The sequence below is a fragment of the Streptomyces parvus genome, from assembly GCF_032121415.1.
GTDB lineage: Bacteria > Actinomycetota > Actinomycetes > Streptomycetales > Streptomycetaceae > Streptomyces > Streptomyces globisporus_A.
Genome location: NZ_CP135079.1, coordinates 3700923 through 3726555, shown reverse-complemented (window position 1 = coordinate 3726555; position 25633 = coordinate 3700923). Strand labels below are relative to the sequence as shown.

At 72.9% G+C, this 25633-nt stretch carries 24 protein-coding genes; 3 read left to right on the top strand and 21 right to left on the bottom strand.

Annotation, left to right across the window (positions count from 1 at the left end; translation table 11 throughout):
- Positions 1 to 40 precede the first annotated feature (40 nt).
- The 13 genes from RNL97_RS17740 to RNL97_RS17680 all read right to left on the bottom strand — a co-directional run bounded on the left by RNL97_RS17740 (position 41) and on the right by RNL97_RS17680 (position 13007).
- Positions 41 to 964, bottom strand: coding sequence for an alpha/beta hydrolase (locus RNL97_RS17740; protein ID WP_030578667.1), 924 nt, complete (start codon positions 962 to 964; stop codon positions 41 to 43).
- Positions 965 to 1106: 142 nt separating this feature from the next.
- Positions 1107 to 2345 carry a kynureninase gene (gene kynU, locus RNL97_RS17735; protein ID WP_030578670.1) on the bottom strand — a complete coding sequence of 413 codons (1239 nt, stop codon included), beginning with the start codon at positions 2343 to 2345 and terminating at the stop codon, positions 1107 to 1109.
- On the bottom strand, positions 2338 to 3186 hold the full coding sequence (locus tag RNL97_RS17730) for a tryptophan 2,3-dioxygenase family protein (RefSeq protein WP_030578673.1): 849 nt from the start codon (positions 3184 to 3186) through the stop codon (positions 2338 to 2340). Before RNL97_RS17730 ends, kynU begins: the two co-directional genes overlap by 8 nt.
- A gap of 142 nt (positions 3187 to 3328) precedes the next feature.
- Positions 3329 to 3742, bottom strand: a complete 414-nt coding sequence (locus RNL97_RS17725) for a DUF3151 domain-containing protein (RefSeq protein WP_030578682.1) — start codon at positions 3740 to 3742, stop codon at positions 3329 to 3331.
- A 53-nt stretch (positions 3743 to 3795) separates the two neighbouring features.
- On the bottom strand, positions 3796 to 5304 hold the full coding sequence (locus RNL97_RS17720) for an MFS transporter (protein WP_030578686.1): 1509 nt from the start codon (positions 5302 to 5304) through the stop codon (positions 3796 to 3798).
- A 119-nt stretch (positions 5305 to 5423) separates the two neighbouring features.
- A complete protein-coding gene (locus tag RNL97_RS17715) occupies positions 5424 to 6587 on the bottom strand; it encodes a MalY/PatB family protein (protein ID WP_030578689.1) in 1164 nt (387 codons plus the stop codon).
- Positions 6588 to 6676: 89 nt separating this feature from the next.
- Positions 6677 to 7708: a class II fructose-bisphosphate aldolase gene (fbaA, locus tag RNL97_RS17710; protein WP_030578692.1), complete on the bottom strand. Its 1032-nt coding sequence runs from the start codon at positions 7706 to 7708 to the stop codon at positions 6677 to 6679.
- Between the two features lie 145 nt (positions 7709 to 7853).
- Positions 7854 to 8393: an orotate phosphoribosyltransferase gene (gene pyrE, locus RNL97_RS17705; protein ID WP_010063206.1), complete on the bottom strand. Its 540-nt coding sequence runs from the start codon at positions 8391 to 8393 to the stop codon at positions 7854 to 7856.
- A 48-nt stretch (positions 8394 to 8441) separates the two neighbouring features.
- Positions 8442 to 9248: an aldose epimerase family protein gene (locus tag RNL97_RS17700; RefSeq protein WP_030578696.1), complete on the bottom strand. Its 807-nt coding sequence runs from the start codon at positions 9246 to 9248 to the stop codon at positions 8442 to 8444.
- 20 nt (positions 9249 to 9268) lie between these two features.
- On the bottom strand, positions 9269 to 10138 hold the full coding sequence (locus tag RNL97_RS17695) for an SRPBCC family protein (protein ID WP_243314570.1): 870 nt from the start codon (positions 10136 to 10138) through the stop codon (positions 9269 to 9271).
- 78 nt (positions 10139 to 10216) lie between these two features.
- On the bottom strand, positions 10217 to 11815 hold the full coding sequence (locus tag RNL97_RS17690) for a polyamine aminopropyltransferase (RefSeq protein WP_030578702.1): 1599 nt from the start codon (positions 11813 to 11815) through the stop codon (positions 10217 to 10219).
- Between the two features lie 67 nt (positions 11816 to 11882).
- Positions 11883 to 12404: a DUF2617 family protein gene (locus RNL97_RS17685; RefSeq protein ID WP_030578704.1), complete on the bottom strand. Its 522-nt coding sequence runs from the start codon at positions 12402 to 12404 to the stop codon at positions 11883 to 11885.
- A 324-nt stretch (positions 12405 to 12728) separates the two neighbouring features.
- Complete coding sequence (locus RNL97_RS17680; RefSeq protein WP_243314567.1) at positions 12729 to 13007, bottom strand: hypothetical protein; 279 nt, start codon at positions 13005 to 13007, stop codon at positions 12729 to 12731.
- A gap of 136 nt (positions 13008 to 13143) precedes the next feature.
- Between RNL97_RS17680 and RNL97_RS17675 the strand changes: the two genes are divergently transcribed.
- Positions 13144 to 14310, top strand: coding sequence for a pyridoxal phosphate-dependent aminotransferase (locus tag RNL97_RS17675; RefSeq protein WP_313750928.1), 1167 nt, complete (start codon positions 13144 to 13146; stop codon positions 14308 to 14310).
- 70 nt (positions 14311 to 14380) lie between these two features.
- On the opposite strand, the gene RNL97_RS17670 is transcribed toward RNL97_RS17675, so the two are convergent.
- On the bottom strand, positions 14381 to 14926 hold the full coding sequence (locus tag RNL97_RS17670) for a YbjN domain-containing protein (RefSeq protein ID WP_030578711.1): 546 nt from the start codon (positions 14924 to 14926) through the stop codon (positions 14381 to 14383).
- Between the two features lie 158 nt (positions 14927 to 15084).
- Complete coding sequence (gene clpB, locus RNL97_RS17665; protein WP_243314565.1) at positions 15085 to 17676, bottom strand: ATP-dependent chaperone ClpB; 2592 nt, start codon at positions 17674 to 17676, stop codon at positions 15085 to 15087.
- 188 nt (positions 17677 to 17864) lie between these two features.
- On the opposite strand from clpB, the gene RNL97_RS17660 reads away from it, so the two are divergent.
- Positions 17865 to 18266 carry a pyridoxamine 5'-phosphate oxidase family protein gene (locus RNL97_RS17660; RefSeq protein WP_030578717.1) on the top strand — a complete coding sequence of 134 codons (402 nt, stop codon included), beginning with the start codon at positions 17865 to 17867 and terminating at the stop codon, positions 18264 to 18266.
- Positions 18267 to 18402: 136 nt separating this feature from the next.
- Here the strand turns inward: RNL97_RS17660 and RNL97_RS17655 are convergent, their stop codons facing one another.
- Positions 18403 to 18723, bottom strand: a complete 321-nt coding sequence (locus RNL97_RS17655; RefSeq protein WP_003967571.1) for a Rieske (2Fe-2S) protein — start codon at positions 18721 to 18723, stop codon at positions 18403 to 18405.
- A 301-nt stretch (positions 18724 to 19024) separates the two neighbouring features.
- Here RNL97_RS17655 and RNL97_RS17650 point away from each other — a divergent pair, with 301 nt between their 5' ends.
- Positions 19025 to 20065 carry a hypothetical protein gene (locus RNL97_RS17650; protein ID WP_030578720.1) on the top strand — a complete coding sequence of 347 codons (1041 nt, stop codon included), beginning with the start codon at positions 19025 to 19027 and terminating at the stop codon, positions 20063 to 20065.
- Between the two features lie 75 nt (positions 20066 to 20140).
- Here RNL97_RS17650 and RNL97_RS17645 read toward each other — a convergent pair whose 3' ends face one another.
- The 5 genes from RNL97_RS17645 to RNL97_RS17625 all read right to left on the bottom strand — a co-directional run bounded on the left by RNL97_RS17645 (position 20141) and on the right by RNL97_RS17625 (position 25625).
- Positions 20141 to 20887: an ABC transporter permease gene (locus RNL97_RS17645; RefSeq protein WP_030578723.1), complete on the bottom strand. Its 747-nt coding sequence runs from the start codon at positions 20885 to 20887 to the stop codon at positions 20141 to 20143.
- Positions 20880 to 21644, bottom strand: a complete 765-nt coding sequence (locus tag RNL97_RS17640; protein ID WP_234313355.1) for an ABC transporter ATP-binding protein — start codon at positions 21642 to 21644, stop codon at positions 20880 to 20882. The genes RNL97_RS17645 and RNL97_RS17640 overlap by 8 nt, the downstream gene beginning before the upstream one ends.
- A gap of 71 nt (positions 21645 to 21715) precedes the next feature.
- The gene (lxmJ, locus tag RNL97_RS17635) at positions 21716 to 22750 is read right to left on the bottom strand and encodes a F420-dependent peptide dehydroalanine reductase LxmJ (RefSeq protein WP_243314559.1); all 1035 of its coding nucleotides are present in this window, start codon (positions 22748 to 22750) and stop codon (positions 21716 to 21718) included.
- Positions 22747 to 24177, bottom strand: a complete 1431-nt coding sequence (locus RNL97_RS17630) for a M16 family metallopeptidase (RefSeq protein ID WP_243314556.1) — start codon at positions 24175 to 24177, stop codon at positions 22747 to 22749. Before RNL97_RS17630 ends, lxmJ begins: the two co-directional genes overlap by 4 nt.
- A complete protein-coding gene (locus tag RNL97_RS17625) occupies positions 24174 to 25625 on the bottom strand; it encodes a M16 family metallopeptidase (RefSeq protein ID WP_243314554.1) in 1452 nt (483 codons plus the stop codon). Before RNL97_RS17625 ends, RNL97_RS17630 begins: the two co-directional genes overlap by 4 nt.
- Between the last annotated feature and the right edge of the window lie 8 nt (positions 25626 to 25633).

Here is a 25633-nt window from a genome sequence, read left to right as displayed (position 1 = left end):
GGACAGTTTCCGTCCTCTATTCACGCGTTCCGGGAAGGGTTCACCAGGCGAGCTGGGTGATCTCCTCGGCGACGACGGCGCAGGCGTCGGCGGCCGGGTCGATCAGCGGGAAGTGCCCGACGCCGCCGAGCAGCGTCAGCCCGACCGTCTCGCCGGCGTGGGCCGCCGCGTCGACGTACGCCTCGGAGACGGCCTGCGGGACGACGATGTCATCGACTCCCTGCACGATCGCGGTGGCGATCCCGGTCGGCAGCAGCGCCCCGGGGTCGGCGTGCGCCGCCCGGTCCGCGAGACCGGCCTCCCCGCCCAGCAGCTGTGTGACCGCACCGCCGCACACCCCCAGCCGGACCGCCGTCGCGAAGTCCGCGATCGGGGCCAGGGCGACGACCCCGCGCAGCGGCGGCGGGGCGGGCAGCCGCCACGGCGACCCCTCGGGCAGGACGTGGCGCGCCGCCGCCCACAGGGCGAGGTGCCCGCCAGCCGAGTGCCCGGTGACCACGATCCGCCGCACATCGGCGCCCGGCAGCTCGCGGGCGGCCAGCACGGGCATCGCGTCCAGCGCCGCGGCCACGTCGTCGAAGGTCTCCGGCCAGCGCCCCGCGACCGGGTCCGCACCGGCGGGCGCCGGCCCGCTCCCGCCGCCGCGCTGCTGCGGGATGTCGTCGCCGCCGCGCCGGTACTCCACGTTGGCCACGGCGAAGCCCCGGCGGGCCAGGAAGTCCGCGAGCGGGGAGGCGTGGACCCGGTCGTAGCGGGAGCGCCAGGCGCCGCCGTGCAGGAAGACGACGAGCGGGGCGCCGGTGCGGCCGTCGCGCGGGGCGTAGAAGTCGACGACCTGGTCCGGGTGGTCCCCGTAGGCGGCGGTGGCGTCGGGGGCGACGGAAGGATGGGCGAACGCCGACGCGCTCTCCGCCTCGTCCCGATCACGCGCCGCAGAGTCCGGGAATCCCGGGGAATCCGACATGCTGCTCAACCGTCCTCTGCCCGTGGCCTGCGCCTGTGCCTGCGTTCTGTTCCCGCGTCCGGTGGCCAACTGGGTTGACCTGCGGGGACGGTACCAGCACTCGGCACCGTCCCCGTCCGGTCGAACAGACCTTGACGTCCCGTCAGGCGGCCGGGCCGGACGGCGGGGTTTCCGCCAGCACCTCGGCCAGCACCCGCGCCGCCCGCTCCGCGTCGGCGAATCCGACGTACAGCGGGGTGAAGCCGAACCGCAGCACGTCCGGCGGCCGCAGGTCGCCGACGACGCCCCGCTCGATGAGGCGGCGCATCACGGGCTCGGCCTCGTCGCAGCGCAGGGCGACCTGACTGCCGCGTTCGGCGTGCGCGGCCGGGGTGCCGGAGGTGACCCGGCCCGCCGGAACGTACGCCTCGACGCACTCCAGGAAGAAGTCCGTCAGCGCCAGGGACTTGGCTCGTACGGTGTCCACCGACACCCCGTCCCAGACGTCGAGCGCCGCTTCCAGCGTCAGCATGGAGACGATGTCGGGGGTGCCGACCCGGCCCCGTACGGAACCGTCCGCGGGGGCGTAGCCGGGCGTCATGCCGAACGGGTCGGCGTGCGAGTTCCAGCCCGGCAGCGGCGAGTCGAAGGCGGCCTGGTGGCGCTCGGCCACGTACAGGTACGCGGGCGAACCGGGGCCGCCGTTGAGGTACTTGTACGTACAGCCGACCGCCAGGTCCACCCCGTGCTCGTCGAGCCCGACGGGCAGCGCGCCGGCGCTGTGGCAGAGGTCCCACACCGCGACCGCGCCCGCCGCGTGGACGGCGGCGGTCAGCCCGGGCAGGTCGTGCAGCCGGCCGGAGAGGTAGTCGACGTGGTTGAGCAGGACCACGGCGGTACGAGGACCGAGCGCGGCCGGTACGTCGTCCGGCGCGACGGGCACGAGCCGGTGGCCGGTGAGCCGGGCGGCGGACGCCGCGATGTACCCGTCCGTGGGAAAGGTCGTCGCGTCAACCAGGATCTCGTCGCGTCCCTCGCCCGCGATCCGGGCCGCGGCGACGACGGCCTTGAAGACGTTCACGCTGGTCGAGTCGCCGACGACGATCTGCCCGGCGGCGGCCCCGACGAGCGGGGCGATCCGGTCGCCGATCCGCTCGGGCGCGGTCCACCAGCCGCTCTCGCCCCAGGACCGGATGCGCAGCTGGCCCCACTGGCGGGTGAGGACGTCCTGCACCCGGGCGGGGACGTGGACGGGCAGCGCGCCCAGCGAGTTGCCGTCGAGGTAGACGCCGTCGTCGAGCGCGAAGAGCTCGCGGCGGGCGGCGAGCGGGTCGGTGGCGTCGAGCTTCAGCGCCCGCGCGCGGAGGTCTTCCGTCCTGGTCGCGGTGGTGGTCTCAGACATGGCTACGCGCCGTCCACAGCTCCGGGAACACGTTCTTCGTGGCGCGCTTCTCCAGCCAGGCAACCCCGGCGGAACCGCCGGTGCCGGTCTTGGAACCCATCGCGCGGCGGGTGGCGACGAGGTGGTCGTTGCGCCATCGCCACACCAGCTCGCCGACATCGGTGAGCAGCTCACCGAGGCGGACCAGCTCGTCGTTCTGGTCGTCGGAGGCGTAGATCTCCGCCCACACGGCCTCGACCTCGGGCGACGGCTCGTACCGCTTGGTCAGGTCCCGGTTGGTGACGGCCTCGGGGATGGCGTACCCGCGCCGGGCCAGCAGGGCGAGGGTCTCGTCGTACAGGCTGGGCTCCCCGAGCGCCTTCTCCAGCTCGGCGTGGACGCGGGGCGCGCCCCGGTGCGGCACCAGCATGGAGGCGGACTTGTCGCCGAGCAGGAACTCCATCCGCCGGTACATCGCGGACTGGAACCCGGACCCCTCGCCGAGGGACCCCCGGTAGGAGTTGAACTGGGCGGGGGTGAGTCCGGCCAGCGGCCGCCAGGACTCGTTGAGCGCCTCCAGCTCGCGCAGCGAACGCTTCAGGGCGTCGCGCGCGACGGGTATGCGGTCCTCGCGCAGGGCGCGGGTGGCGGTCTCCCACTCATGGACGATGACCGTGAACCACAGCTCCATGACCTGGGTGGTGACCAGGAAGACCATCTCGCCGGGATCGTCCGAGCGCAGGTGCTGGAGGTGGGTCAGGACATCCGCCTGGACATAGTCCTCGTACGGAGTCGTGCCCGCGAAGTCCAGGTACGGGGTGTCCGCACCGGTGGCTTCGGGGTCGGGGTGGTTGGTCGACATTTCTGTCTCCTCGACACGAGCTTCCGGGTAGCGGTCCGCCCCTTCCGTGAGGTGATGGAGCTCCGGTCCCCTGCTCGCATACTAAGCGGCTCCCCGCCCATCGTGCTCGGGCGGGGAGCGGCTCGGGTCTGCGCGGCGGGGCTCAGCCCAGGATGTCGGCGGCGGTCGGCGAGGAGTCGCGCAGGAACGTCGTGCAGCGCTCGTGCTCCTCCGTCTCGCCGATCGCGCCCGCCGCCCTGGCCAGGGCGTGCAGGGCGCGCAGGAAGCCGCGGTTCGGCTCGTGCTCGAACGGGACGGGCCCGTGGCCCTTCCAGCCGGCCCGGCGCAGGGAGTCGAGTCCGCGGTGGTAGCCGGTACGGGCGTATGCGTACGACTCGACGACCCGGCCGCCCTCGAACGCCTCGTCGGCGAGCTGCGCCCAGGCGAGCGAGGAGGTGGGGTACTTCGCGGCGACCTCGGTGGGCGGGGTGCCGGCGGCGAGCAGCTCGCGCGGCTCGGGGTCGTCGGGGAGGTGGGTCGGGGCGGGGCCCCCGAGCAGGTTCTCGTGGATGGACATGGTCCAAGTGTGCCTGCCGTCACGTCCCGGCGGGACCGCGCCCCGGGCGGGTCTCACCCCTCCCGCCGCTCCGGCTCCAGCGGCGGGGCGGTGACCCCGCAGTGCACCGCGCACTCGGGCCGCTCGCCCCGGACGGCGGCGGTGGCGGCCGGGGCGCGCACCGTCCACCACGCGAGGACCGCACCGGCGACCAGCAGCGCCGCGCACATCGGCATCGCCCGCCGGAAGGTCGTGGCGAACTCGCCCGCGTCCCGGTACGCCTCGGGCCCCATCCCGGCCAGCAGCGGCAGGGCCGCCACCGCGATGAGCCCGGCGGCCCGGGCGGCGGCGTTGTTGATGCCGCTGGCCAGACCGGCCCGTCCGGCGTCCACGGCGGCCAGGACGGTCGCGGTGAGCGGCGCGACGACCACGACGAGCCCGGCGCCGAGCACCAGGACGGCGGGCAGCACCTCGGTGACGTACCCGCCGAAGGAGGCACTGCCCGGCCCCACCCGCAGCATCAGGAGCATCCCGGCGGCGGCCAGGAGCGGCCCCACGGTGAGCGGGACACGGGGCCCGATGCGCCGCCCCAGCTCACCGGCGGAGGCGGAGAAGAGCAGCATCAGCACGGTGGTGGGCAGCAGCGCGGTACCGGCCCCCAGCGCCGAGTACCCGGCGACGACCTGGAGCTGGATCGCGGAGAGGAAGAAGAAGCCGCCGAGGGCCGCGTAGACGCAGAAGGTCACCAGGTTGACCGAGGTGAACAGCCGGGAGCGGAAGATCGACGGCGGCACCATGGGGTCGGCCCGCCGCCGCTCCACCCGCACGAACGCGGCCCCCAGCAGCAGACCGCCGGCGGCCGACCCGACCACGAGCGGGGAGGCGCCCTGTTCCGGGGCCTCGATCAGCGCGTACGTCACCCCGGCGAGGGCCAGGGCCCCGAGGGCGGCCCCGAGCACGTCGAACCGCCCGTGCGCCGCCGGATCCCGCGACTCCGGTACGTGCCGGAGCGCGACGGGTACGCAGATCGCGGCGAGCGGCAGATTCAGCAGGAACACCCACCGCCATCCGGGCCCGTCCACGAGCCACCCGCCCACGAACGGTCCCACGGCCGCCCCGACCCCGCCGAACCCGGACCAGAGCCCCACGGCCCGCGCCCGGTCGTCCGGATGGAAACTGGCCTGGATGAGCGCGAGGGACCCCGGCGTGAGGAGCGCCCCGCCGACGCCCTGGAGGGCCCGGGCGGCGATGAGCACGCCGGCGTTCGGCGCGATCCCGCAGAGCAGCGAGGCCACGGCGAACCAGACCACCCCGACGACGAACACCCGGCGGCGACCGTACCGGTCCCCGAGCGCCCCGCCGAGGAGGATCAGCCCGGCGAGCGTGAGCATGTAGGCGTTGACGGTCCACTGGAGGGCGGCCAGATCGGTGCCGAGGTCCTCGCCGATACGGGGCAGGGCGACGTTGATGACGGTGGAGTCGAGCATCGCCATGCCGGACCCGAGCACGGTGGTCAGCACGACCCAGCGCCCGACGGGCGAGGCGACCCGGATCTCCCCGGGGGCGGAGGAAGCTGGAACCATGAGGCCAGCGTGCCCCAATCGAGCCCCTTCGGCGATTGAGGAGCACCAAGGGGCCCGCACTTCAAGCCCCTCCGGCGAGTGAGGACCGGGGGCGGGGGCGGAACCCCCGAAATCAGCGACTAGCGCACGGCCTGCACGCCCCGCACCAACGCCTCCACCCCCAACTCCGCCTTCCCCCGGGGACACCCCACGTTCAGCCGGACGAACCCCGGCGCCCCGTAGACCGAACCCCCCATGATCGCCACCCTCTCCCGCTCCACCAGCACCCGCTGCAACGCGGACTCATCCACTCCCAGTGGCCGCAGGTCGATCCAGGCCAGGTATCCGGCCTGCGGCGGCCGCCAGCCCAGTTCGGGGAAGGCGGCCCCCAGCCGCTCCGCGACGTGACCCAGATTCCCCGCCACATACGCCCGTACCGCGTCCAGCCACGCCGCCCCCTCCCGGTACGCCGCGATGTGCGCGGTCAGCGACAGGACGGCCGGCGAGGCCAGCCCCTCCGCCGTCTCCATCCGCCGCAGGAACTCAGCCCGGTCACCGGGGTCCCCGATGAACCCGTAGGAGCCGGTCAGCGCAGGAAAGTTGAACGCCTTCGACCCGGACGTGATCAGCGCCCACCGGCCGTCGCCCGCCACCCGCGTCCACGGCACATGGACGCGCCCCGCACCGTCGTCGTGCACGAAGTCCGCGTGGATCTCGTCGCTGATCACCGCGACCCCGTACCGCTCGGCGAGCGCCGCCGTCCGGGCCAGCTCGTCGGCCGTCCACACCCGGCCGGTCGGGTTGTGGGGCGAGCACAGCACCAGCACCTTCGCATCGCGCCGCGAAAGCTCCCGTTCCAGCGCCTCCTCGTCCCCCACCGGCACCCCGCGCAGCTCCCGCCCGAGCCCGGTGATCGCCTTGCGGAAACCGTCGTACACAGGGGTGTGGACGACGACGCCGTCTCCCTCCTCCGTCCACATCTGGAGCAGCTGGGAGAGCTGGCTGAGCACGGACGGCCCGTAGACGAGCTGCCCGGTGTCGATCTCGGTGCCGTACCGGGTCGCGTACCAGTGGGCTATCGCCGAGCGGAAGTCGTCCTGCTGCCAGGTGGTGTAGCCGAACACCCCGTGGTCCAGGCGGGCCCGGAGCGCGGCCAGGACCTCGGGGGCGGTGGCGAAGTCCATGTCGGAGATGGTGAACGGCAGCAGGCCGTCGACGCCGAAACGGTCGGCGACCCCGTCCCACTGGACGCACCAGGTGCCCCGGCGGTCGACGGCGGTATCGAAATCGTAGGGCGCGCCCACAGCAGATCCTCTTCTCTCCCGGCACGGCGTCGGGCCCGGCCCTCCGAGGAGGACCGGGCCCGGCACCGTACGTCCGTGCGGACGGGTGACTACTTCAGCTTCGTGCCCGTGGAGCGCAGGTTCGCGCAGGCCTCGGTGACGCGCGCGGCCATGCCGGCCTCGGCGAGCTTGCCCCAGGTGCGGGGGTCGTAGGTCTTCTTGTTGCCGACCTCGCCGTCGACCTTCAGGACACCGTCGTAGTTGCGGAACATGTGGTCCGCGACCGGGCGGGTGAAGGCGTACTGGGTGTCGGTGTCGAGGTTCATCTTCACGACGCCGTTCTCCAGCGCGGTGACGATCTCCTCGGCGGTGGAGCCCGAGCCGCCGTGGAAGACGAAGTCGAACGGCTGGCTGCCGGCCGGCTTGCCGTACTTCTCGGAGACGCCCGCCTGGAGGTCCTTCAGCAGCTCGGGGCGGAGCACGACGTTGCCCGGCTTGTAGACACCGTGGACGTTGCCGAAGGAGGCGGCCAGCAGGTAGCGGCCCTTCTCGCCCAGGCCGAGCGCCTCGGCGGTACGCAGCGCGTCGTCGACGGTCGTGTACAGCTCGTCGTTGATCTCGTGCGTGACGCCGTCCTCCTCACCGCCGGTCGGGGTGATCTCGACCTCAAGGATGATCTTGGCGGCGGCGGCCTTGGCCAGCAGCTCCTGGCCGATGGCCAGGTTGTCGGCGAGGGTCTCGGCCGAACCGTCCCACATGTGGGACTGGAACAGCGGGTTCAGACCCTTGGCGACGCGCTCGGCGGAGACGTCGAGCAGCGGACGTACGTACCCGTCCAGCTTGTCCTTGGGGCAGTGGTCGGTGTGCAGCGCGATGGTGACGTCGTACTTCGCGGCAACGATGTGGGCGAACTCGGCCAGGGCGACGGCGCCCGTGACCATGTCCTTGCTGTACTGGCCGCCCAGGAACTCCGCACCACCGGTGGAGATCTGGACGATGCCGTCGCTCTCGGCCTCCGCGAAGCCGCGCAGCGCGGCGTGCAGGGTCTGGGACGAGGTCACGTTGATGGCCGGGTAGGCGAACTTGCCCGCCTTTGCCCGGTCGAGCATCTCGGCGTAGGCCTCGGGGGTTGCGATGGGCATCTGACCGCTCCTTGGGATGTGCGGGTGTGCAGGCTGTGAGTCCCTGACCTGGGGGCGACGTCATCGTCGCCCCCATCTTCCCAGACTTGCCCCCGGGCTCCACCCGGCGGACCCGGTTTCACGTGAAACCGGGTCCGGAGCGGGTTCAGCCCAGGTCGAGATCGGCCACCGAGTACACGTGGACGTACGGCAGACCGGCCTCGGCGATGGCCGGGGCGGCCCCGCGCTCGACGATCACGGCGACGGCGACGACCTCGCCGCCCGCCTCACGGACCGCCTCGACGGCGGTCAGGGGCGAGCCGCCCGTGGTCGAGGTGTCCTCGACGACCAGGCAGCGGCGGCCCTTGACGTCCGTGCCCTCGATCCGGCGCTGCATCCCGTGCGCCTTCTGCGCCTTGCGGACGACGAAGGCGTCCAGGCTCTTACCCCGGGCGGCGGAGGCGTGCAGCATCGAGGTGGCGACCGGGTCGGCCCCGAGCGTCAGCCCGCCGACGCAGTCGTAGTCCAGCTCGGCGGTGGCGTCGAGCATGACCTGCCCGACCAGCGGCGCGGCCTTGCCGTCCAGCGTGATCCGGCGCAGGTCGATGTACCAGTCGGCTTCCAGACCCGAGGAAAGGGTCACCTTGCCGTGCACCACGGCCTTGTCCTTGATCTGCTGGAGCAGGTCAGCGCGTACGTCAGTCATGTCCACGAGGGTAAGCGGTGCCGCACGGGCCCACCGCCGGGCACCGGGTCAGAGCCGCGTCCAGCTCCAGGTCGTGGTCATCTCCAGCGGGTCGATCGGGGTCACCAGGCGGGGCGCGGTGTTCAGCCCGTTCGGCGGACCGGACTGCGGTTCCACGCAGACGGCCTCGTCCTGCTCGTCGTAGACCACCACCCACTCGCCGCGGCTCTTCACCGTCAGCTCCAGCCGCTCCGGCCAGGTGATCTTCACGTCCACGCCGTCGGGCATGCCGAAGCAGTCGTCCCACGGACCGGGTCGCGGGTCGGTGCGCCGCCCGGTCGGCAGATGGTCCCCGCCCCGCTCCTCCTGCCAGGCGGCGTCGAAGGACAGCTCGGCGTCCCGGCCGTCGAGGGTGCGGTGGAACCAGGGGTGCCAGCCGGCCTGGGCCGGGAAGGAGGTGCCGTACGTCTCGACGGCGAGCCCCAGCGTGAGCGTGTCCTCGGTCAGCTCGAAGGTCTGCGTCACCCGGCCCTCGTACGGCCAGGGCTTCGCGAGGTCGTAGTAGAAGGCCGCCCGACCCTCGGCCAGGTCGGCGGCCGTGTGGGCGGGGTGCCAGGAAGTGTCCCGGCCGGTGCCGTGGATGGCGTGCGGCGGGGAGTTCAGCGGCAGCTCGTGGAGCTCGTCGCCGTTGCGGAACTGCCCGTACCCCGTACGTCCGCACCAGGGGACCATCGGGAAGCAGCCGTACCGATCGCCCTGGCGGAGCAGTTCGGTGGGCCCGATCCGCAGGCTGCTGATCCGGCAGCCGTGCACGGGGTCGACGGTCAACTCGGCTGCGCCGACGGTCAGCCTGACGTTCTCTTCGCTGCTGCTCACCCGACGACCCTACTGGCGGCTCACGGCCTCCGGCGCCGCAACGCACGGCCCAGCACCACGGCGGAGGCGAGCGCGAGGGCGGCGGCGGGGGCGACCCACCGCAGGGTGGTGCTCGCACCGCCCGCCTCCGGGGAGGGCACGGGGGCGTAGCGGCCGCGCGGCGGTGCGTGGTCGACCTCCTCGGCGCTGCGTCCGATCATGGTGCGGCGGGCGTGTGCGGCCTCGGCGGGCAGTTCGTCCGGAACGGTGAACTCCACCCCGGCGACGGGGTCGAGCGAGGGCGGCGGCACGGGCGAGTCGAAGACGGACCCGGAGCCGTCGTCGCTCTCGTCGCCCTCAAGCCCCTCCACGGCAACGGCGTCGGCCCCGTCGCTCTCGTCGCCCTCAAGCCCCTCCGCGGCAACGGCGTCGTCCGCGTCGGCGCCCGTGTCGGCGTCGGCGTGCCCGTCATCCCGCGCCGCCAGGGACTCCGTCACCAGCTGCTGGGTGAAGCGGTCCAGGAGCCGGTGGGCGGCCGCGAGCGCCGCGCCCTCCTCCAGCTCGACCAGCCGCCCGTCCCCGTCGGCCGTACCGCTGTATGCGATCGTCGTCCCGCCGTCCGCCGCCGTGAGGCCGATGGTCAGGGCCAGCTCGACCGCACCGGTGCCCCGGGCCTCCACACCCTTCCCGGTGACGGAGAAGCGGTCTCCCTCCGGGCCGGTGAGCCGCAGCTCGCCCCGGTAGGTGATGGTGTGGCCGCCGGCCCGCAGCTTCAGCCGGCCCGCCAGGGGCGACGCCGACGCGTCGGCGTCCTGCTGGAGGCCGGGGACACAGCGGGCGACCCGGGCGGGATCGCCCAGAGTGCGCAGCAGGGTCGGGACGGGAACCGGAACGAACACCTCATGCTCCATGGCAACCGAGCCTAATCGGCCACGGCCCCGAACGTCAGCGCTTCGGCCGCCGAAAGCCGAGGACCGCGCACGGCGGGCTCACGTCTCTTCCCAGTACCTCGGGTGGACCAGCGTCGAGGGGAGCAGCCCCGGCAGCCGGGCCTCGGCCGCGGCCCGCGCTCCCTCGCGCAGCTCCCGGCCCCGCAGCGAGCGCGGCTCGGGCCCTCCGGCGGCCAGCGCGGCCCGGGGGGCCTCGCCCGGGCCGGCGAGGAGGAAGCCCCAGTCCTCCCGCTCCCGGTCCTCCCCGCCGCCCCGGTCCGGGCTCGCGGCGAAACCCGCGTACCGGCCGGTGACGCGGTAGGGGCGGGTCGCGAGGCCGCCCGCGCGCACCGATGCCTCCACCGTCCAGAAGGTCCGCGGCCGGGCCCCCAGCGGTCCGGCGTGCACCACGAGCCGCCCGTCCGGGGCCAGGGCCTCCGCGATCAGCCCGTAGAACTCGGCCGAATACAGCTTCGTACTCGCGGTGATGCCCGGGTCCGGGAGGTCGGAGACCACCACGTCGTACCGGCCGTGGTCGGCCCGGAGCCAGGGGAAGGCGTCCGCCCCGACCACCGTGAGCCGGGGGTCGCGGAAGGCGTGGCCGTTCAACTCGGAGAGGGCGGGGTCGGTACGGGCCAGTCGGGTGACGGCGGGGTCCAGCTCGACGACGGTGACCGCGCGCACGTCCCGGTAGCGCAGCACCTCGCGGGCGGCGAGGCCGTCGCCGCCGCCGAGGATGAGCACCCGGGCGCGGGCCCCGTTCATCGCGGGGTGCACCAGCGCCTCGTGGTAGCGGTACTCGTCGCGGGCGCTGACCCGCAGCCGGCCGTCCAGATAGAGGCCGAGGGAGTCCCGGTCGGCACCGGTCACCACGACCTCCTGCACCCCGGTCTGCACGGCGACCCGCACCTGGTCCCCGTACACCGCCCGCCGCGCCGCCCGCTCGAAGTCGTCGACCAGCACCGTGGCGGTGGCCAGCACCGCGATCACCGAGGCATTGGCCAGGACGAGGAGCCAGCGGGAGCGGGGGCTCAGATCGCGCCGGAACACCCACAGGACGAGCGCCCCGCCCGCCGCCGCGTTGACCGCGCCGGTGAACAGCGCACCGGTCAACTGCCCCAGCATCGGCAGCAGCAGAAAGGGGAACGCGAGCCCGCCGACCAGCGCGCCCACGTAGTCGGCGGCGAAGAGATCGGCGACGGCCCCGCCCGCGTCCTGCCGGTCGACACGCTGGATCAGCGTCATCAGCAGCGGGATCTCCGCACCGATCAGCACCCCGATCGCCAGCGAGAACCCGACCAGGGCGTACTGGGAATCGCCGAGCCAGGCGAACGAAGCGTAGAGGACCAGCGCCGAGGAGCCGCCGACCAGGGCGAGGGCCGCCTCGATCATCCCGAACCCGACGGCGGCACGGCAGCGCAAACGTTTCGCGAGAAGGGATCCGATGCCCATCGCGAACACCATCACGGAGAGCACGACGGACGCCTGGGTGACCGAATCGCCGACGAGATAGGAGGCGAGCGCGACCAGTTCGAGTTCGTAGACGAGACCGCAGGCGGCGCAGACGAAGACCGCGGCCAGCACGAGGAACCGGCCGGTCCTCGGCCGTACGGGAAGCCGCGCCGCGCCCCCTCGCAGCGGCATCTGCTGGTCGATCATGACGCGAACGCTACGTCACGACACCGTCGCACCTTGTCACCCACACGGGTGTAAGTGCCCTGGCCACTCAGGCCGCTGACGCGGGAATCCGCACGCCGACCCGGGTCCGGGTCACCACCAACTGCCCCTCCTGCGGGTACGCGTGCCAGGTGCGCCACCGCACCTGCCCCTCCGTGCGCTGGGCGAGCATCGCGGTGAAGGCGTACGGGCTCCCGGGAAAAGTGCCCACCAGCCCGTGCGGGTGGTCGCTCACCAGGGCGAGCAGCTCCTGAGCGCGCCCGGCGAACTGCCCCTGGGTCAGGGTCTCCACCCGTGCCGCGAATTCGTACTCCCGGTCCCCGAGGCGCTTCGAGACGCCGAGGGGCAGGGGGGTGCTGCTGCCGGGCATACAGGCCACGGTCTCGGAACAGACCCCGTGCTCCTCCTGGAGGAGCACCTGGTGGGAGGCGCCGAGCAGCCTCAACTGGAGTTCGGCGCCGTCGAACCGGAGGTCGAGGACCGCGAGGGCGGGCAGCGGCTCCCGCCCCAGCATCCAGGCCAGGTCGGCGGCGCGGGTATCGGAATAGGCCGTCTGGAGGGTGGTGAGCATGGATGGGCTCCGCAAACACACGTGGACACACATGGACAGCGGAACGCCCTCCGATGACTGCGCGTGGGAGGTGAGGGGCGCCCGATCTGGTCCAACTGGGGTCCGAGGGCTGAATGTTCTCTTCGACGAGGGAATCACGAAGTACGCCGCACTCACAGCGTTTTCGCCCAACTTGCCGTGGTTTCCATCCCCTCGGGGGCCCCACGGTTCAACTGTTCAACCGAAAACGTCCGCGTCGCTCAACAAAAAGGCGCCCGAAGGGAGTTCACCCTCCGGACGCCCGCCACCGAGTCCCTGCCGGTGATCGGTCGTTGGACAGCCCGGTCAGCTGCTGCCCCCGCCGCAGCCGCCCCCGCACGACGAGCCGCCGCCGCAGGAGTGCCCGCCCGAGCCGGAGTCGCTGCCGGACCCGGAGTCGCCCGACGACCACCAGCTGCCGCCGGAGTCACCGGCGCCGAGACTCTCGCCGCCCGCCGACGCCGACGAGGAACGCCGGCCCTTGGTGCGCGCGTGCGCCGTCCTGCTCCCGCCGGTGGCCCGCAGAACGGCCAGCAGTCCTCCGACGACGAGCACCGAGATCAGCACCGCGATGAAGACGCCCATGGCCCCCACCCGCCTTTCCTTCCCCCGAAGCGAGGTCCCCCGTCGCTTCCCCGTTGTTGTGACAGGGGGATTCCCATGGCCCCCGCGCGTCAAAGCGGACTTGAGCAACTCCAGAGCTTCGGCCCAGGATGGCGCCATGACACAGGGACGACCGCTGCTCAACCGCCGCCTCGCCGCGTTCGGCACGACGATCTTCGCCGAGATGTCCGCGCTGGCCGGGCGGACCGGCTCCATCAACCTCGGCCAGGGCTTCCCCGACACCGACGGACCCGAGGAGATCCGGGAGGCGGCGGTCCGGGCGCTGCGCGCCGGCCACGGCAACCAGTACCCGCCCGGCCCCGGGGTCCCGGAGCTCCGGAACGCCGTCGCCGCCCACCAGGAGCGCTTCTACGGCCTGACCTGGTCCCCGGAGACGGAGGTGCTGGTGACGACCGGGGCAACGGAGGCGATCGCCGCCTCGCTGCTCGCCCTCCTCGAACCGGACGACGAGGTCATCGCGTTCGAGCCGTACTACGACTCGTACGCCGCCTGCATCGCCATGGCGGGTGCGAAGCGCGTACCGCTCACCCTGCGCGCCCCGGACTTCCGCCCGGACCTCGGCGAACTGCGCACCCTGATCACCCCGCGCACCCGCCTCCTGCTGCTGAACACCCCGCACAACCCGACCGGCACGGTGCTCACCCCCGACGAACTGTCCGGGATCGCGGCCCTCGCGGTGGAGCTCGACCTCCTGGTGGTGACCGACGAGGTCTACGAGCACCTCGTCTTCACCGGGGCGCACCACCCGATCGCCGCGCTCCCCGGGATGCGCGAGCGGACGGTGTCCGTCTCGTCGTCGGGGAAGACGTTCTCGTACACCGGGTGGAAGATCGGCTGGGTGACCGGTGACGCGCCGCTGGTGGCGGCGGTGCGCGCGGCGAAGCAGTATCTGACCTTCGTCAGCGGGGGCCCGTTCCAGTACGCGATCGCCGAGGCGCTCGCCCTGCCGGACACGTTCTTCACCGCTTTCCGCGCGGACATGCACCGCAAGCGGGACCTGCTGGCGAAGGGCCTGCGCGCCGCGGGCTTCCGGGTGTACGAGCCGGAGGGGACGTACTTCATCACCACCGACATCTCCCCGTTCGGCGACGAGGACGCGTACGCCTTCTGCCGCGCGCTGCCGGAGCGCTGCGGGGTGGCGGCGGTGCCGAACTCGGTCTTCTACGACGACCCGGAGGCGGGCCGCAGCCAGGTCCGCTTCACGTTCTGCAAGAGGGACGACGTGCTGGAGGCGGCGGTGGAGCGGCTGGCCCGGCTGGGCTGAGCCCCCAGGGGTACGGCAACGGCCCGGGCGGCGGTCGCGATGACCGCTGCCCGGGCCGTGGACCCGGTGCTCAGGCGCCCGCGGGCTCCTCGCCGTCCGTCTTGCCCTCGGCGGGCTGGATGCCGAGGCGCTCGGCGAGCCACTTGTCGAACTCGATCGAGGCGCGCACCCAGCTCACCGTCGAGGAGACGAAGTGCTCCAGGCTGACGCCGGTGCCGATGAGCATCTGCGCCTCACCGATCAGCCGGACGGAACCCGTCTCGCCCTCCTCGCCCTCGTGGGCGTGGGTGTAGACCTTGGGCCACAGGGTGCGGCGGTTCCAGTCGTCGATGGCGTCCAGCAGGACAGGACGCTGGTCCAGGTCGTGCGGGCGGTCGTAGAACGTACGGACCGAGAAGACCTGCTGCTCCGCCTCGCCGCGGAACATGAAGTACGTCCGGAACTCCTCCCACGGCGCCGCGAGGTCGCCCTCGTCGTCGACGACGTACTTCAGCTCCATCTGGTCGAGGAGCTGCTTGACGAGGTCCTGGTCAGGGACGACGGGGCCCTCCGGTCCTGCCGCCTGCGGTTCGGGCTGGCCCCCGAAATTAGGAATCGAGGACGGATCGATGCTCACCGTTATTTCCCTTCGTGCGGTTGCGGCCATCCTCTCCCATGGCGGGCGGGGCATGGCAAGCCCCGGCGGCCCCGATCAGCCACAAGCTGACAGACAGCGTGGCGATACGGGGCTCGCCGAGCGTTCGCTCACAGCGTGCGACGGCCCGTGACCGTCGGTTACGAGGCGGGGCCGACGATCAGCCCGTCCTCGGCCCGGTCCACCCGTACGGTGTCACCGTCGCGGACCTCACCGGACAGGATCTCCTTGGCGAGCCGGTCGCCGATCGCCGTCTGGATGAGCCGGCGCAGCGGGCGCGCACCGTAGGCCGGGTCGTTGCCCTCCTGGGCGAGCCAGGCCAGCGCCTCGGGTGTGACGTCGAGGGTGAGCCGCCGGTCGGCCAGCCTGGCCGCAAGGCGGTCGATCTGGAGCCCGGCGATATGGGCCAGTTCGTCACCGGACAGGGCGGAGAAGACCACGAGGTCGTCGAGCCGGTTGATGAACTCCGGCTTGAAGGACGCCCGCACCACCTCAAGCACCTGCTCCTTCTTGACCTCGGGCTTCACCAGGGGGTCCATCAGGAACTGGGAGCCGAGGTTGGAGGTCAGGACGAGGATGGTGTTGCGGAAGTCGACCGTGCGGCCCTGGCCGTCGGTGAGCCGGCCGTCGTCGAGGACCTGGAGCAGGATGTCGAAGACCTCGGGGTGGGCCTTCTCCACCTCGTCCAGGAGCACGACGCTGTACGGGCGGCGGCGGACGGCCTCGGTGAGCTGGCCGCCCTCCTCGTACCCGACGTAACCGGGCGGGGCGCCGACGAGGCGGGCGACGCTGTGCTTCTCGCCGTACTCGCTCATGTCGATGCGGATCATGGCCCGCTCGTCGTCGAACAGGAAGTCCGCGAGGGCCTTGGCCAGCTCGGTCTTGCCGACGCCGGTGGGGCCGAGGAACAGGAAGGACCCGGTGGGCCGGTCGGGGTCGGCGATCCCGGCCCTGGTCCGGCGTACGGCGTCGGAGACGGCCTGCACGGCCTCGGTCTGCCCGATCAGCCGCTTGCCCAGCTCGGACTCCATGCGCAGCAGCTTCTGGGTCTCGCCCTCCAGCAGCCGCCCGGCCGGGATGCCGGTCCAGGCGCCGACGACGTCCGCGATGTCGTCCGGCCCGACCTCCTCCTTGACCATGGTGTCCTTGTCCTTGGACGCCTCCTGCTCGGCCTCGGCGGCCTCCTCCAACTCCCGCTCCAGGCCCGGGATCTCCCCGTACAGCAGCTTGGAGGCGGCGTCGAAGTCGCCGTCACGCTGGGCGCGTTCGGCCTGGCCGCGCAGCTCGTCGAGGCGCTCCTTGAGCTCACCGACCCGGTTGAGGCCCTGCTTCTCCTTCTCCCAGCGGGCGTTGAGGCCGCGCAGCTCCTCCTCCTTGTCGGCGAGGTCGCGGCGCAGCTTCTCCAGACGCTGCTTGGAGGCGGGGTCGGACTCGTTCTTGAGGGCCAGCTCCTCCATGCGCAACCGGTCGACGGAGCGCTGGAGTTCGTCGATCTCCAGGGGCGAGGAATCGATCTCCATCCGCAGCCGGGACGCGGCCTCGTCGACCAGGTCGATGGCCTTGTCGGGGAGGAAGCGGGAGGTGATGTAGCGGTCGGAGAGGGTCGCGGCGGCCACCAGCGCCGAGTCCGCGATCTGCACCTTGTGGTGGGCCTCGTAACGGCCCTTGAGGCCGCGCAGGATCGCGATGGTGTCCTCGACGGACGGCTCGGCGACCAGCACCTGCTGGAAGCGGCGCTCCAGGGCGGGGTCCTTCTCGATGCGCTCGCGGTACTCGTCGAGCGTGGTCGCGCCGACCATGCGCAGCTCGCCGCGGGCCAGCATCGGCTTGAGCATGTTGCCCGCGTCCATGGCGGAGTCGCCGCCCGCGCCGGCGCCGACGACGGTGTGCAGCTCGTCGATGAACGTGATGATCCGGCCGTCGCTCTCCTTGATCTCGGAGAGGACGGTCTTCAGGCGCTCCTCGAACTCGCCGCGGTACTTCGCGCCCGCGACCATCGCGCCGAGGTCGAGCGAGACGAGCCGCTTGTCCTTGAGGCTCTCCGGCACATCGCCCTTGACGATGCGCTGGGCGAGCCCTTCGACGACGGCGGTCTTGCCGACGCCGGGCTCACCGATGAGGACGGGGTTGTTCTTCGTCCGGCGGGACAGCACCTGCACGACGCGGCGGATCTCCTGGTCGCGGCCGATGACCGGATCCAGCTTGCCCTCGCGCGCGGCGGCCGTGAAGTCGGTGCCGAACTTCTCCAGGGCCTTGTACTGGCCCTCCGGGTCGGGAGTGGTCACCCGGCGCCCTCCCCTGCTCGTCTCGAACGCGGCCAGCAGCTTCTTGGCGCCGGCCCCTTGTCCGTCGAGGATCTCACCGGCCCGGCCCCCCTTCGCGGCGACACCGATGAGCAGGTGCTCGGTGGAGATGTAGTCGTCGCCCAGCTCCTTGGCCCGCCGGGCCGCGTCCTGGATGACGGCGAGCATCTCGCGGTTGGGCTGCGGCGGGGCGACGGTGGACCCCGTGACGCTGGGCAGCCCCCCGAGCAGCCGCTCGGTCTCGCCGCGCACGAGCGCCTGGTCGGCCTCGACGGCGGCGAGGAGGTCGGTGACGTTCTCGTTGTCCTGCCCCTCCAGCAGCGCGAGCAGCAGGTGCCCCGGGGTCAGGTCGGGGTGCCCGTCCTTCACGGCCCGGTCGGTGGCCGCGTTGATGGCGTCGCGGCTCTTGTTGGTCAGCTCGGCGTCCACGGGTGGTTACTCCTCCTCGCAGCTGGGGGCGTGCGTACCTGCATCTCACATTGACTTATTCAACGTACACAAAGTTGAGTCTATTCCACTCAAGGCAATGATCGCACGCGCTGCGGGATGCGATCGGGCGGCGTTTGCCGCCCGCACGCGCCGCGAGGTCCCGGCGAGGGCTCTCGTACGCTGCCCCCATGGCAGACGTACGCAATCCCTCCCCCGAATACGTCGCGTTCTGGCGCGAGAGCCACCTGTCCACGCTGACGACCCCCCGCCCGGACGGCACGCCGCACGTGGTGCCGGTCTGTGTGACGTACGACCCGGAGGCCGGGGTGGCGCGCGTGATCACCGACGGGGGCAGCCGCAAGGTCGCCCACATCCGCGCGGCCGGCCCCGACGGGGCACGCGTGGCCGTCTGCCAGATCGACCGGGCCCGCTGGGCGACCCTGGAGGGCCGCGCGGTCGTCCGCACCGAGCCGGAGACCGTCAAGGACGCGGAGGCCCGCCACGAGGAGCGCTACGGCCGTCCGCCGCGGATCAATCCGACCCGGGTCGTCATCGAGATCACCCTCGACCGGGCGCTCGGCAAGGCCTGAGGCCGCCGGGCCGAGACCGGCCGGCCGGAGCCCGGCCCGGCCCGGAACAGCACAACGGCGCCACCGTGTTCAGGTCACGGTGGCGCCGCTGTGTGGGGGAAGCGCCTGGAGCGACAGGTGACGACGGGGGAATCGCTCAGGCACTGCGGGGGGTGGCGGAAAGGGGTTCTGCGTCGAACAGCTCGTGGTCGCGCTGATCGAGATTGACGAAGATCATGCCGTACCTGACGGCACAGCGAACCGGCTGCGGGGCACCGCGGGGCCGACGGAGGCAGCGATAGGCGCGGACGTCCTCGTCCTCTTCCATCACCACGACGATCGGCTCTCCGAACAGGGTGACCATCAACGAGTCGCCACGGCGGGGGAGGGCCGTGAGCAGATCGATGAAATGCCACCCTGAGCGATAGGCGGTTGCCATCTCGCGCCGGAAGGTGCGGTCGTCCGGCGGGGTGCTCATGCGACCGTACGGGCCGGAGCGACCCAACCGATGTCCCCCGGGGCCGCGGCAGGTGCGATCCAACCGATGTCGCTGGGTGCTGCAGCCTGAACAGCCTTCTGCTCGCCGCTGCCGCCCGTGGCGCCGACGCCCGTCAGCCCGAGTCCAAGGGCCGCGACGAACGAGGCGGCAAGCGCCGAGCGAAGCATTCGCTTGTACATAGTCGGCTTCGTCCTCACTTGTGGATTCTTCTCCCCCGCACCTAAGACGATGTCTCACCTGGGCACACGAACACCACCGGGTCGATGCATCATGTTCCTGAATGTTCAGGAACCTGGGGGGTGGAGAAATGACCACAAGCCACATAAAAACGACACATCCTCACGGGATCACCGAACTATGCGAAGCAGGGGGGCGTCTTTACGCCACCGCGCTCCGGTCCGGCCGCATCGCCCGATCCGAACTGGAACCCGCTCCGTGCCTGATGGAATTCGCTTTGCTCCATCCCGACCCTGACGACCCGGGCTGGCTCCGCCCGGTACCACCGTCAGCGGCGCTGGCCCAGCACCTGCACCCCATAGAACGCGAGATCCAGGAACGCCGACGGCATTCGGTGGAACTGACCGAGTGCTTCGAACCTTTTATGGACATCAGCGCCCAGGGTCCGCCCATGACGCATGCCATCACGGTGCTGGAGGGCGTCAACCGGATCAACGCCGCCCTCGACCTCGCGACCACGGAATGCCGGACCGAGGTGCTCACCGTCCAGCCGGGCGGCGGACGGAACGAGGACCAGCTCAGCAAGTCACTGGAGCGCGGGCTTTCCGTCGTCCACCGCGGGGTACGCCTGCGCACCCTCTACCAGCACACGGTGCGCCACAGCCCCAGCACCCTGGCCTACGCCGAGCGCATAGCCAACCACAACGTGGAGATCCGGACGCTCGAAGAGCTCATAGAGCGCCTGATCGTCTTCGACCGCACGGTCGCCTTCATCCCCGCCCAGGACGACCGCCAGGTCGCACTGGAACTGCGCCACCCCGGCCTCGTCGAATATCTCGTGAAGGTCTTCGAACAGCTCTGGACCCGGGCCGCACCACTCCTCGAAGAGATCAAGTACGACCCGATGCCCCAGGGAATCAGCGGTGTTCAGCGTTCCATCGCCCAGCTGCTCGTCGAGGGGCACGTCGACGATTCCATCGCCCGCCGGCTCGGCATGAACGTCCGCACCTGCCGTGCCCACGTGGCCAAACTCTCCGCCGCCCTCGGCAGCAGCAGCCGTGCCCAACTCGGCTACCTCATCGCACGGTCGGGAATACTGGAATCCGGCCCCGACCACGCCATCCCCCACGGCACCGGGGCGTGACCGCACACAGGAGAGCGCGCGGCCACGGCCGGGGGCGGGCCGGGGAAGCTCACCGCTCCCCGGCGGGGGTCGTTCTCAGACGTCGCGGTGGGTGAAGAGGCGGGTGCCCGCGAGGGACATCGCCGCCGTCCAGCCCACGAGCAGCAGCAGGCCGTACGGTGCCGCCAGCGCGTCCGGGAAGCCGGAGGCGTCGCCGAGGAGGGCGAACTGGGCGCCCTCGGGGAGGAAGCGGCCCAGCTCGGGGAGCTGGCCCAGCACCAGCACCTGGCCCAGCGTGCCCCAGACGACCAGGCCGAGAACCGCGGCGAGCCGGTTGCGGACGACGAAGCCGATCGCCGCGCCCCACGGGCCGGCCAGGGTGCAGATCGTCAGGACGGCGGCGGCGGTCGTCCAGGTGGAGCCGTCGACGGTGAGACCGGAATCCTTCGCCGCGAGCGCCGCGTAACCGACGGCGAGGGAGCAGACCACCGCCGCGACACCGAAGCAGAGGCCCGACACCGTCGTGGCCAGCAGCTTGGCGCCCACGACGGCCGAACGGCCGGGGGCGTACAGCACGGTGCGGCCGATCGAGCCGGAGCTGAACTCGCTGGTGACGTGCAGCGCCCCGAGCAGCGTCGCGAAGAGCGCGGCGGACGCGCCGAGCCCGACGATGTTCTCCGTCAGCTCCGCACCGGCGGACGCAGGGTCCGACTCCGCGTACACCAGGCCCAGCTGGCCCAACGCGCAGAAGGCGAGGGCCACCAGGAGAAGCGCCGGAAGGGCCAGACCCGTGCGCAGTTTGAGGAGTTCGGCGGAGAGCTGGTTGCGCAGGACCTCAGGCACGGGTGACCTCCGGACGCGGCGCGGCGTCCGCGCCCTCGACGAGTGCGAAGTAGGCGTCTTCCAAACGGCCGCCGCCGCGCCGCACCAGCTCCCGGAGCGAGCCCGTGAACAGCACCGAGCGGCGCAGCACGACCACGTCGTCCACGCTCTGCTCGACCTCGGAGAGCATGTGGCTGGCGATCAGCACCGTCCGCCCCTCGTCGGCAGAGCGCTCGACCAGACGGCGCATCCAGCGGATCCCGTCCGGATCGAGACCGTTCAACGGTTCGTCCAGAATGAGCAGTTCGGGGTCGGGGAGCAGGGCGACGGCCAGCGCCAGGCGCTGCCGCATACCCGTCGAGCACGCCTTGACCCGCTTGCGTTCCGCACCGTCCAGGCCGACCTGCCCGATCACCTCGGCGATACGCGAGGATGGCAGACCCAGCGACCGGGCGGATATCTCCAGCTGACGGCGGACCGTCACCCGTGGGTGAAAGCCGATCGCGTCCATGACCACGCCGACCCGCTGCGCCCTCTCCGGGGCGGACAGCGGCTCCCCGCCCAGGACCTCGGCGCTCCCCGCGTCGGGGCGGGCCAGCCCGAGCAGGATTCTCAGCAGAGTGCTCTTGCCCGCACCGTTGGGCCCGAGCAGGCCGGTGACCTTGCCCGGCCGCAGCGCGAAGCTCACGTCGTCGAGGGCCTGATGGTCGCCGAACCTCTTGCTCACGCCGTCGAAGACGACGCTTCCCCCTGCCCGGGGCGGATGCTCTGGTCGCACGTGTTCTTCCTGTCCTGCCGTTCGGTCAATCCGGTCCGCACCGACGCCGGTCACGCGTCGGCGGGTGTCCCTCAGCCAACCAGCCGGTCAGGCCGCTCCCCCGGCTCCACGGACGCAGCTTCCTGCCGATCGTCGGGCAGGAAGCTGCGGCAGGCGGCGAGGATCTCCTCGACGTCCTCCACGGCCGCGTTCACCCCCTCACCGAGGAGCACCCCCGTGGGGTTGAGCAGCACCTCGTCCACCCCGCTGCGGCGGTACGCGTCCAGCGCGCCCGCGATCTCCTGCGCGCTGCCCGCCACGACCACCCGGTGGCGCAGCAGGGCGTCCGCGGTGCCCGCCGGGTCGTGCGGGTCGAGGGTGAGACCGGCCGTCCGGAGCATCGCCGCGTAGTGCGGGGCCTCGCGGTGCCCGGCGGTCGCGGAGAGCGCCAGGGCGCGTACGTCACGTCCCGGCCGGTCGAGGACGACGTGGACGGCGGTGGCGATCCGGGGCGCCCGCGACCGGCCGGCCGCTGCCGCCCCCTCCTCCAGCGCGGGCCGCAGCGTCCCCGCCACATACTCCGGCGGCGTCATCCAGGTGATCGCCACGTCCGCGGCCTCCCCTGCCGTCCGCGCCATCCCGGGCCGCAGCACCCCCGCCCCCACGTCGACCCGCGGCGCGTGCGGGAGCACCGGCAGTACGCCGTCCAGGTGGTGGTACGGGCCCCCGGCATCGACCCGCTCCCCGTCCAGCAGGGCGCGCACGGAACGCAGGTAGTCGCGGACCGCCGTACGCGGACTGTCGTACGGGCGCCCCGTCAGGCCCGCCACGAAGTCCGGGTTGCCGATGCCGAAGCCCGCGACGACCGGTTCGTCGGTGAGCAGCGCCAGCGAACGCGCCTGGAGGGCCGCCTCGTACGGGTGCCGCAGCGGGAGCAGGGTCACACTCGTCCCGACCGGCACGGTGTGCCCCGCGCCCGCCAGGTACGCCAGCACCTGGTGCGTCTCGGCCTGGAAGGACTGGCACATCCACAGGCGGCGGGCCCCGGTACGCCGGACCAGCGCCGCGAAGGGGGCGACGAGTTCGGGATGGTCGGGCTGGAGGGGGTAGAGGACGGCCGGGTTCACGGATGAGCACCCTTCTGGTCGTGGGGCACGGCGGGGGCGGAGTCGGGCGCGTGTGGACCGGTGTGCGCCGGGGGCACCGGCTCGTACGTCGCCACCACGGCCCGGTCCGGGGCCAGATGGCGGGCGGCCGCCTCCGCCACCTGCTCGGGGGTGACGGCGGCCAGCCGGTCCCGGTAGCCGTCCAGCCAGTCCGGCTCCAGGCCCGCCGCGGCGAAGCCGGCCAGCGCGCTCGCCTCCTCCGCGCGGGTCGCGAGGGCGAAGCGGGTGAAGCCGGCCGCGTAGGCACGGGCGCGGTCCACCTCCGCCCGGGACGGGCCGTGCTCGGCGAGGTCCCGGAGACACCGGGTGATCTCGGCGGCGATCCGGCCCGCGCCGCCCGGCGCTCCCGCGCACGCGATCTCCAGCCAGCTGCCCGCCCCGTTCTCGCGGAGCCCGGCGGAGACGTCGTACGCCAGCCCGAGCCGGTCGCGCACCTGCCGGGCGAGCCGGGCCGAGGCGTACCCGCCCAGCAGCAACTGCGCCACGTGGAAGGCGGCGTGCAGGGGATCGGCGGTGGGAACGCCCGGCCCGACCGTCAGGACGAGGGACTGCCCCCCGAAGGCGTCGCCCCGGCCGTCCCCGGAGGTGCCCGTCCCCGGCTCCGTGAGCTCCACCGGGCCCGGACGCGGGACGGGGCGTGCGAACGGCGGGAGCGTGAGCCCCGACGGGCCTCCCGACCAGGGCGCGAGCCGTTCGCCGACCAGGCGCAGCACGGAGTCCGGCTCCTCGCCCGCGAGCACGACCAGCGACGACCCGCCGGGGACGACGGCGCGGGCGTGCAGGGCCAGGAGGTCGTCGGGAACCAGGGAGACCACGTCCAGGAGCGGTGCCGTTCCCCCGGACCCGCAGGACAACGGGTGCGGGCCGAACCCGTGCGCGAGCGCCGCGCGGCGCAGCCGTACCCGGGGCGCGGGCGCGCGCGGCGCGGCGGCCGCCCGGCGCTGGGCGATGGCCACCTCGCCCTCCTCGTAACGCGGGCGCAGCAGCAGGTCGGCCAGCAGGTCGAGCGCACCGGGCAGTCCGGGGGCCAGCACGCTGACGGACAGGATCAGGGACTCGGCGGTGACGACGGTGCTGAACTCCGCCCCGAGGTCGGCGGCCCGGTCGGCGACGTCCTGCCGGGTGCGCTCCCGGCTGCCCGTTCCGAGACAGGCGGCGAGCAGCTCCTGGGCGGCGGTGAGCCCCGGTTCGGTGCGCGCGTAAGGGATGACGAGGCGCAGTTCCGCGAGCGGGGCGGCGGGAGCGTGCGCCGCGAGAACGCGCAGCCCGGTGGGGAGAGCGGCGGACAGGGTGGTGCGCGGCCCGGCGGAGGGCGGAGCGGAGGAGGTCCGGCCCGGCGTGGTGGGGGGAACTCCGGCCGGTCGTGCGACGGCAGGGGCCAGGGTCATCCGACGGTGCCTTTCTGCGGGGCGGGTTCGGTGCCTGCCCGCGGGGCGAGTTCGGTCACGGTGACCGGTCCTTCGAGCAGCGCGCGGGCCGCCGCCGCCACCTCGGCGGGTGTGGTGCGGCGCAGCTCGGCGGGGAGCGCGTCGGGGCCCGCCGAGCCCGGCAGGAGCAGGGCGTCGCGGCCGAGGGCGACGGCCCGGGTGGGGAGCGAGTCGGCCTGCCGGTGCCAGGCGACGAGCAGGGAGTTCACCGCACGCCGGTGCTCGGCCTCGGGGAGCGGGCCGTCGGCCACGGCCCGTAGGACCGACCGCCAGATGTCGACGGCCGCACCGACCTCGGTGCCGGGGGCCCGGCCGAGCACCGCGAGGGTCAGGTCGGGCGCGGCGGAGGCGAGCCACTGGCCGTGGTAGCCGCAGGTGACGGTGGCGGAGGTGAGGTGGCGCCCGTCGCGCGCGGACCGGGCCAGCGCGGGCAGCCGGGACCGGCCGAGCACCTGGGCGAGCACGGCCTGGGCGAGGTACGCGGGGCGGTCGGCGACGGGGTCGGGCAGCGGATGCCCGACCGCGACACCGAGCCGTCCCGCGGGCAGGGGCGCGGTGCGGATCTCCCTCGCGGCGCGGACCTCCTTCGCGGCGGCGTGGTCCTCCCTTGCGGCGGGGATCTCCTCCGCAACGCCGGCCTCACCTGCGGCGCGGATCTCCTTCGCGGCGTGGTCCTCCCTTGCGACGCGCGCCTCCCCCGCAACGCCGGCCTCACCTGCGGCGCGGACCTCCCCCACAACGCGGGCCTCCCCCGCAACACGGGCCTCCCCTGCGGCGCGGACCTCCCCCACCCCCGCGAACACCTCACGCACGACCGCCATGACCCGCGCCGGGTCCACGTCCCCCACGACCGAGAGGACCATCCGCGGTGCCGTGTAGTGCGACCGGAAGAACGCCTCCACCTCGCGGGCCGTGATGCCCGCCAGCTCCGCCCGCGTACCGAAGCTGTCCCTGCTGCCCGGGTACAGCGCACCCAGCGCCGACTCCCAGTACCGGCCGGCGTCCCCCGCTCCGCGGATCTCCTCGCCGATGACGTCGGTCTCGGTGCGGATCACGTCATCCGTGGGCGCGAAGTCGAGCAGGCGGCGGGCCTCCCAGGCCAGGGCGTCGGGCAGCGAATCGGCGGGGACAGTGGTGTGGAAGACCGTGTGGTCGCGGTGGGTCTCGGCGTTGCAGACCCCGCCCGCGCCCGCGACCAGCGCCGCGTACCCCTCCCCGGTGGGGTCGGCGGAGCCCTCCCTGCCGGAGCGCGGGAACATCAGGTGTTCGACGAGATGCGCCGTACCGTGGCGCCCGGCCGGGTCGTCGTCGCCACCCGCCGCCACGGTGAGCGCGACGGCGGCGAGGCCCCGCCCGTACTGCGGGACCGCGTCGACGCACACCCGCAGCCCGCCGGGGAGCACGGACACGCTCGGGC

Excerpts from the sequence above, each read along its gene's own strand:
- RNL97_RS17725 (WP_030578682.1), bottom strand. The coding sequence starts at position 3,742 with ATGTCCATCCACGAGAACCTGCTCGGGGGCCCCGCCCCGACCCACCTC.
- RNL97_RS17630 (WP_243314556.1), bottom strand. The coding sequence starts at position 24,177 with ATGACCCTGGCCCCTGCCGTCGCACGACCGGCCGGAGTTCCCCCCACC.
- RNL97_RS17695 (WP_243314570.1), bottom strand. The coding sequence starts at position 10,138 with ATGGAGCATGAGGTGTTCGTTCCGGTTCCCGTCCCGACCCTGCTGCGC.
- RNL97_RS17675 (WP_313750928.1), top strand. The coding sequence starts at position 13,144 with ATGACACAGGGACGACCGCTGCTCAACCGCCGCCTCGCCGCGTTCGGC.
- RNL97_RS17685 (WP_030578704.1), bottom strand. The coding sequence starts at position 12,404 with ATGCTCACCACCCTCCAGACGGCCTATTCCGATACCCGCGCCGCCGAC.
- RNL97_RS17660 (WP_030578717.1), top strand. The coding sequence starts at position 17,865 with ATGGCAGACGTACGCAATCCCTCCCCCGAATACGTCGCGTTCTGGCGC.
- RNL97_RS17690 (WP_030578702.1), bottom strand. The coding sequence starts at position 11,815 with ATGATCGACCAGCAGATGCCGCTGCGAGGGGGCGCGGCGCGGCTTCCC.
- RNL97_RS17730 (WP_030578673.1), bottom strand. The coding sequence starts at position 3,186 with ATGTCGACCAACCACCCCGACCCCGAAGCCACCGGTGCGGACACCCCG.
- fbaA (WP_030578692.1), bottom strand. The coding sequence starts at position 7,708 with ATGCCCATCGCAACCCCCGAGGCCTACGCCGAGATGCTCGACCGGGCA.
- RNL97_RS17650 (WP_030578720.1), top strand. The coding sequence starts at position 19,025 with ATGTTCAGGAACCTGGGGGGTGGAGAAATGACCACAAGCCACATAAAA.
- RNL97_RS17655 (WP_003967571.1), bottom strand. The coding sequence starts at position 18,723 with ATGAGCACCCCGCCGGACGACCGCACCTTCCGGCGCGAGATGGCAACC.
- kynU (WP_030578670.1), bottom strand. The coding sequence starts at position 2,345 with ATGTCTGAGACCACCACCGCGACCAGGACGGAAGACCTCCGCGCGCGG.
- RNL97_RS17720 (WP_030578686.1), bottom strand. The coding sequence starts at position 5,304 with ATGGTTCCAGCTTCCTCCGCCCCCGGGGAGATCCGGGTCGCCTCGCCC.
- pyrE (WP_010063206.1), bottom strand. The coding sequence starts at position 8,393 with ATGACTGACGTACGCGCTGACCTGCTCCAGCAGATCAAGGACAAGGCC.
- RNL97_RS17740 (WP_030578667.1), bottom strand. The coding sequence starts at position 964 with ATGTCGGATTCCCCGGGATTCCCGGACTCTGCGGCGCGTGATCGGGAC.
- RNL97_RS17680 (WP_243314567.1), bottom strand. The coding sequence starts at position 13,007 with ATGGGCGTCTTCATCGCGGTGCTGATCTCGGTGCTCGTCGTCGGAGGA.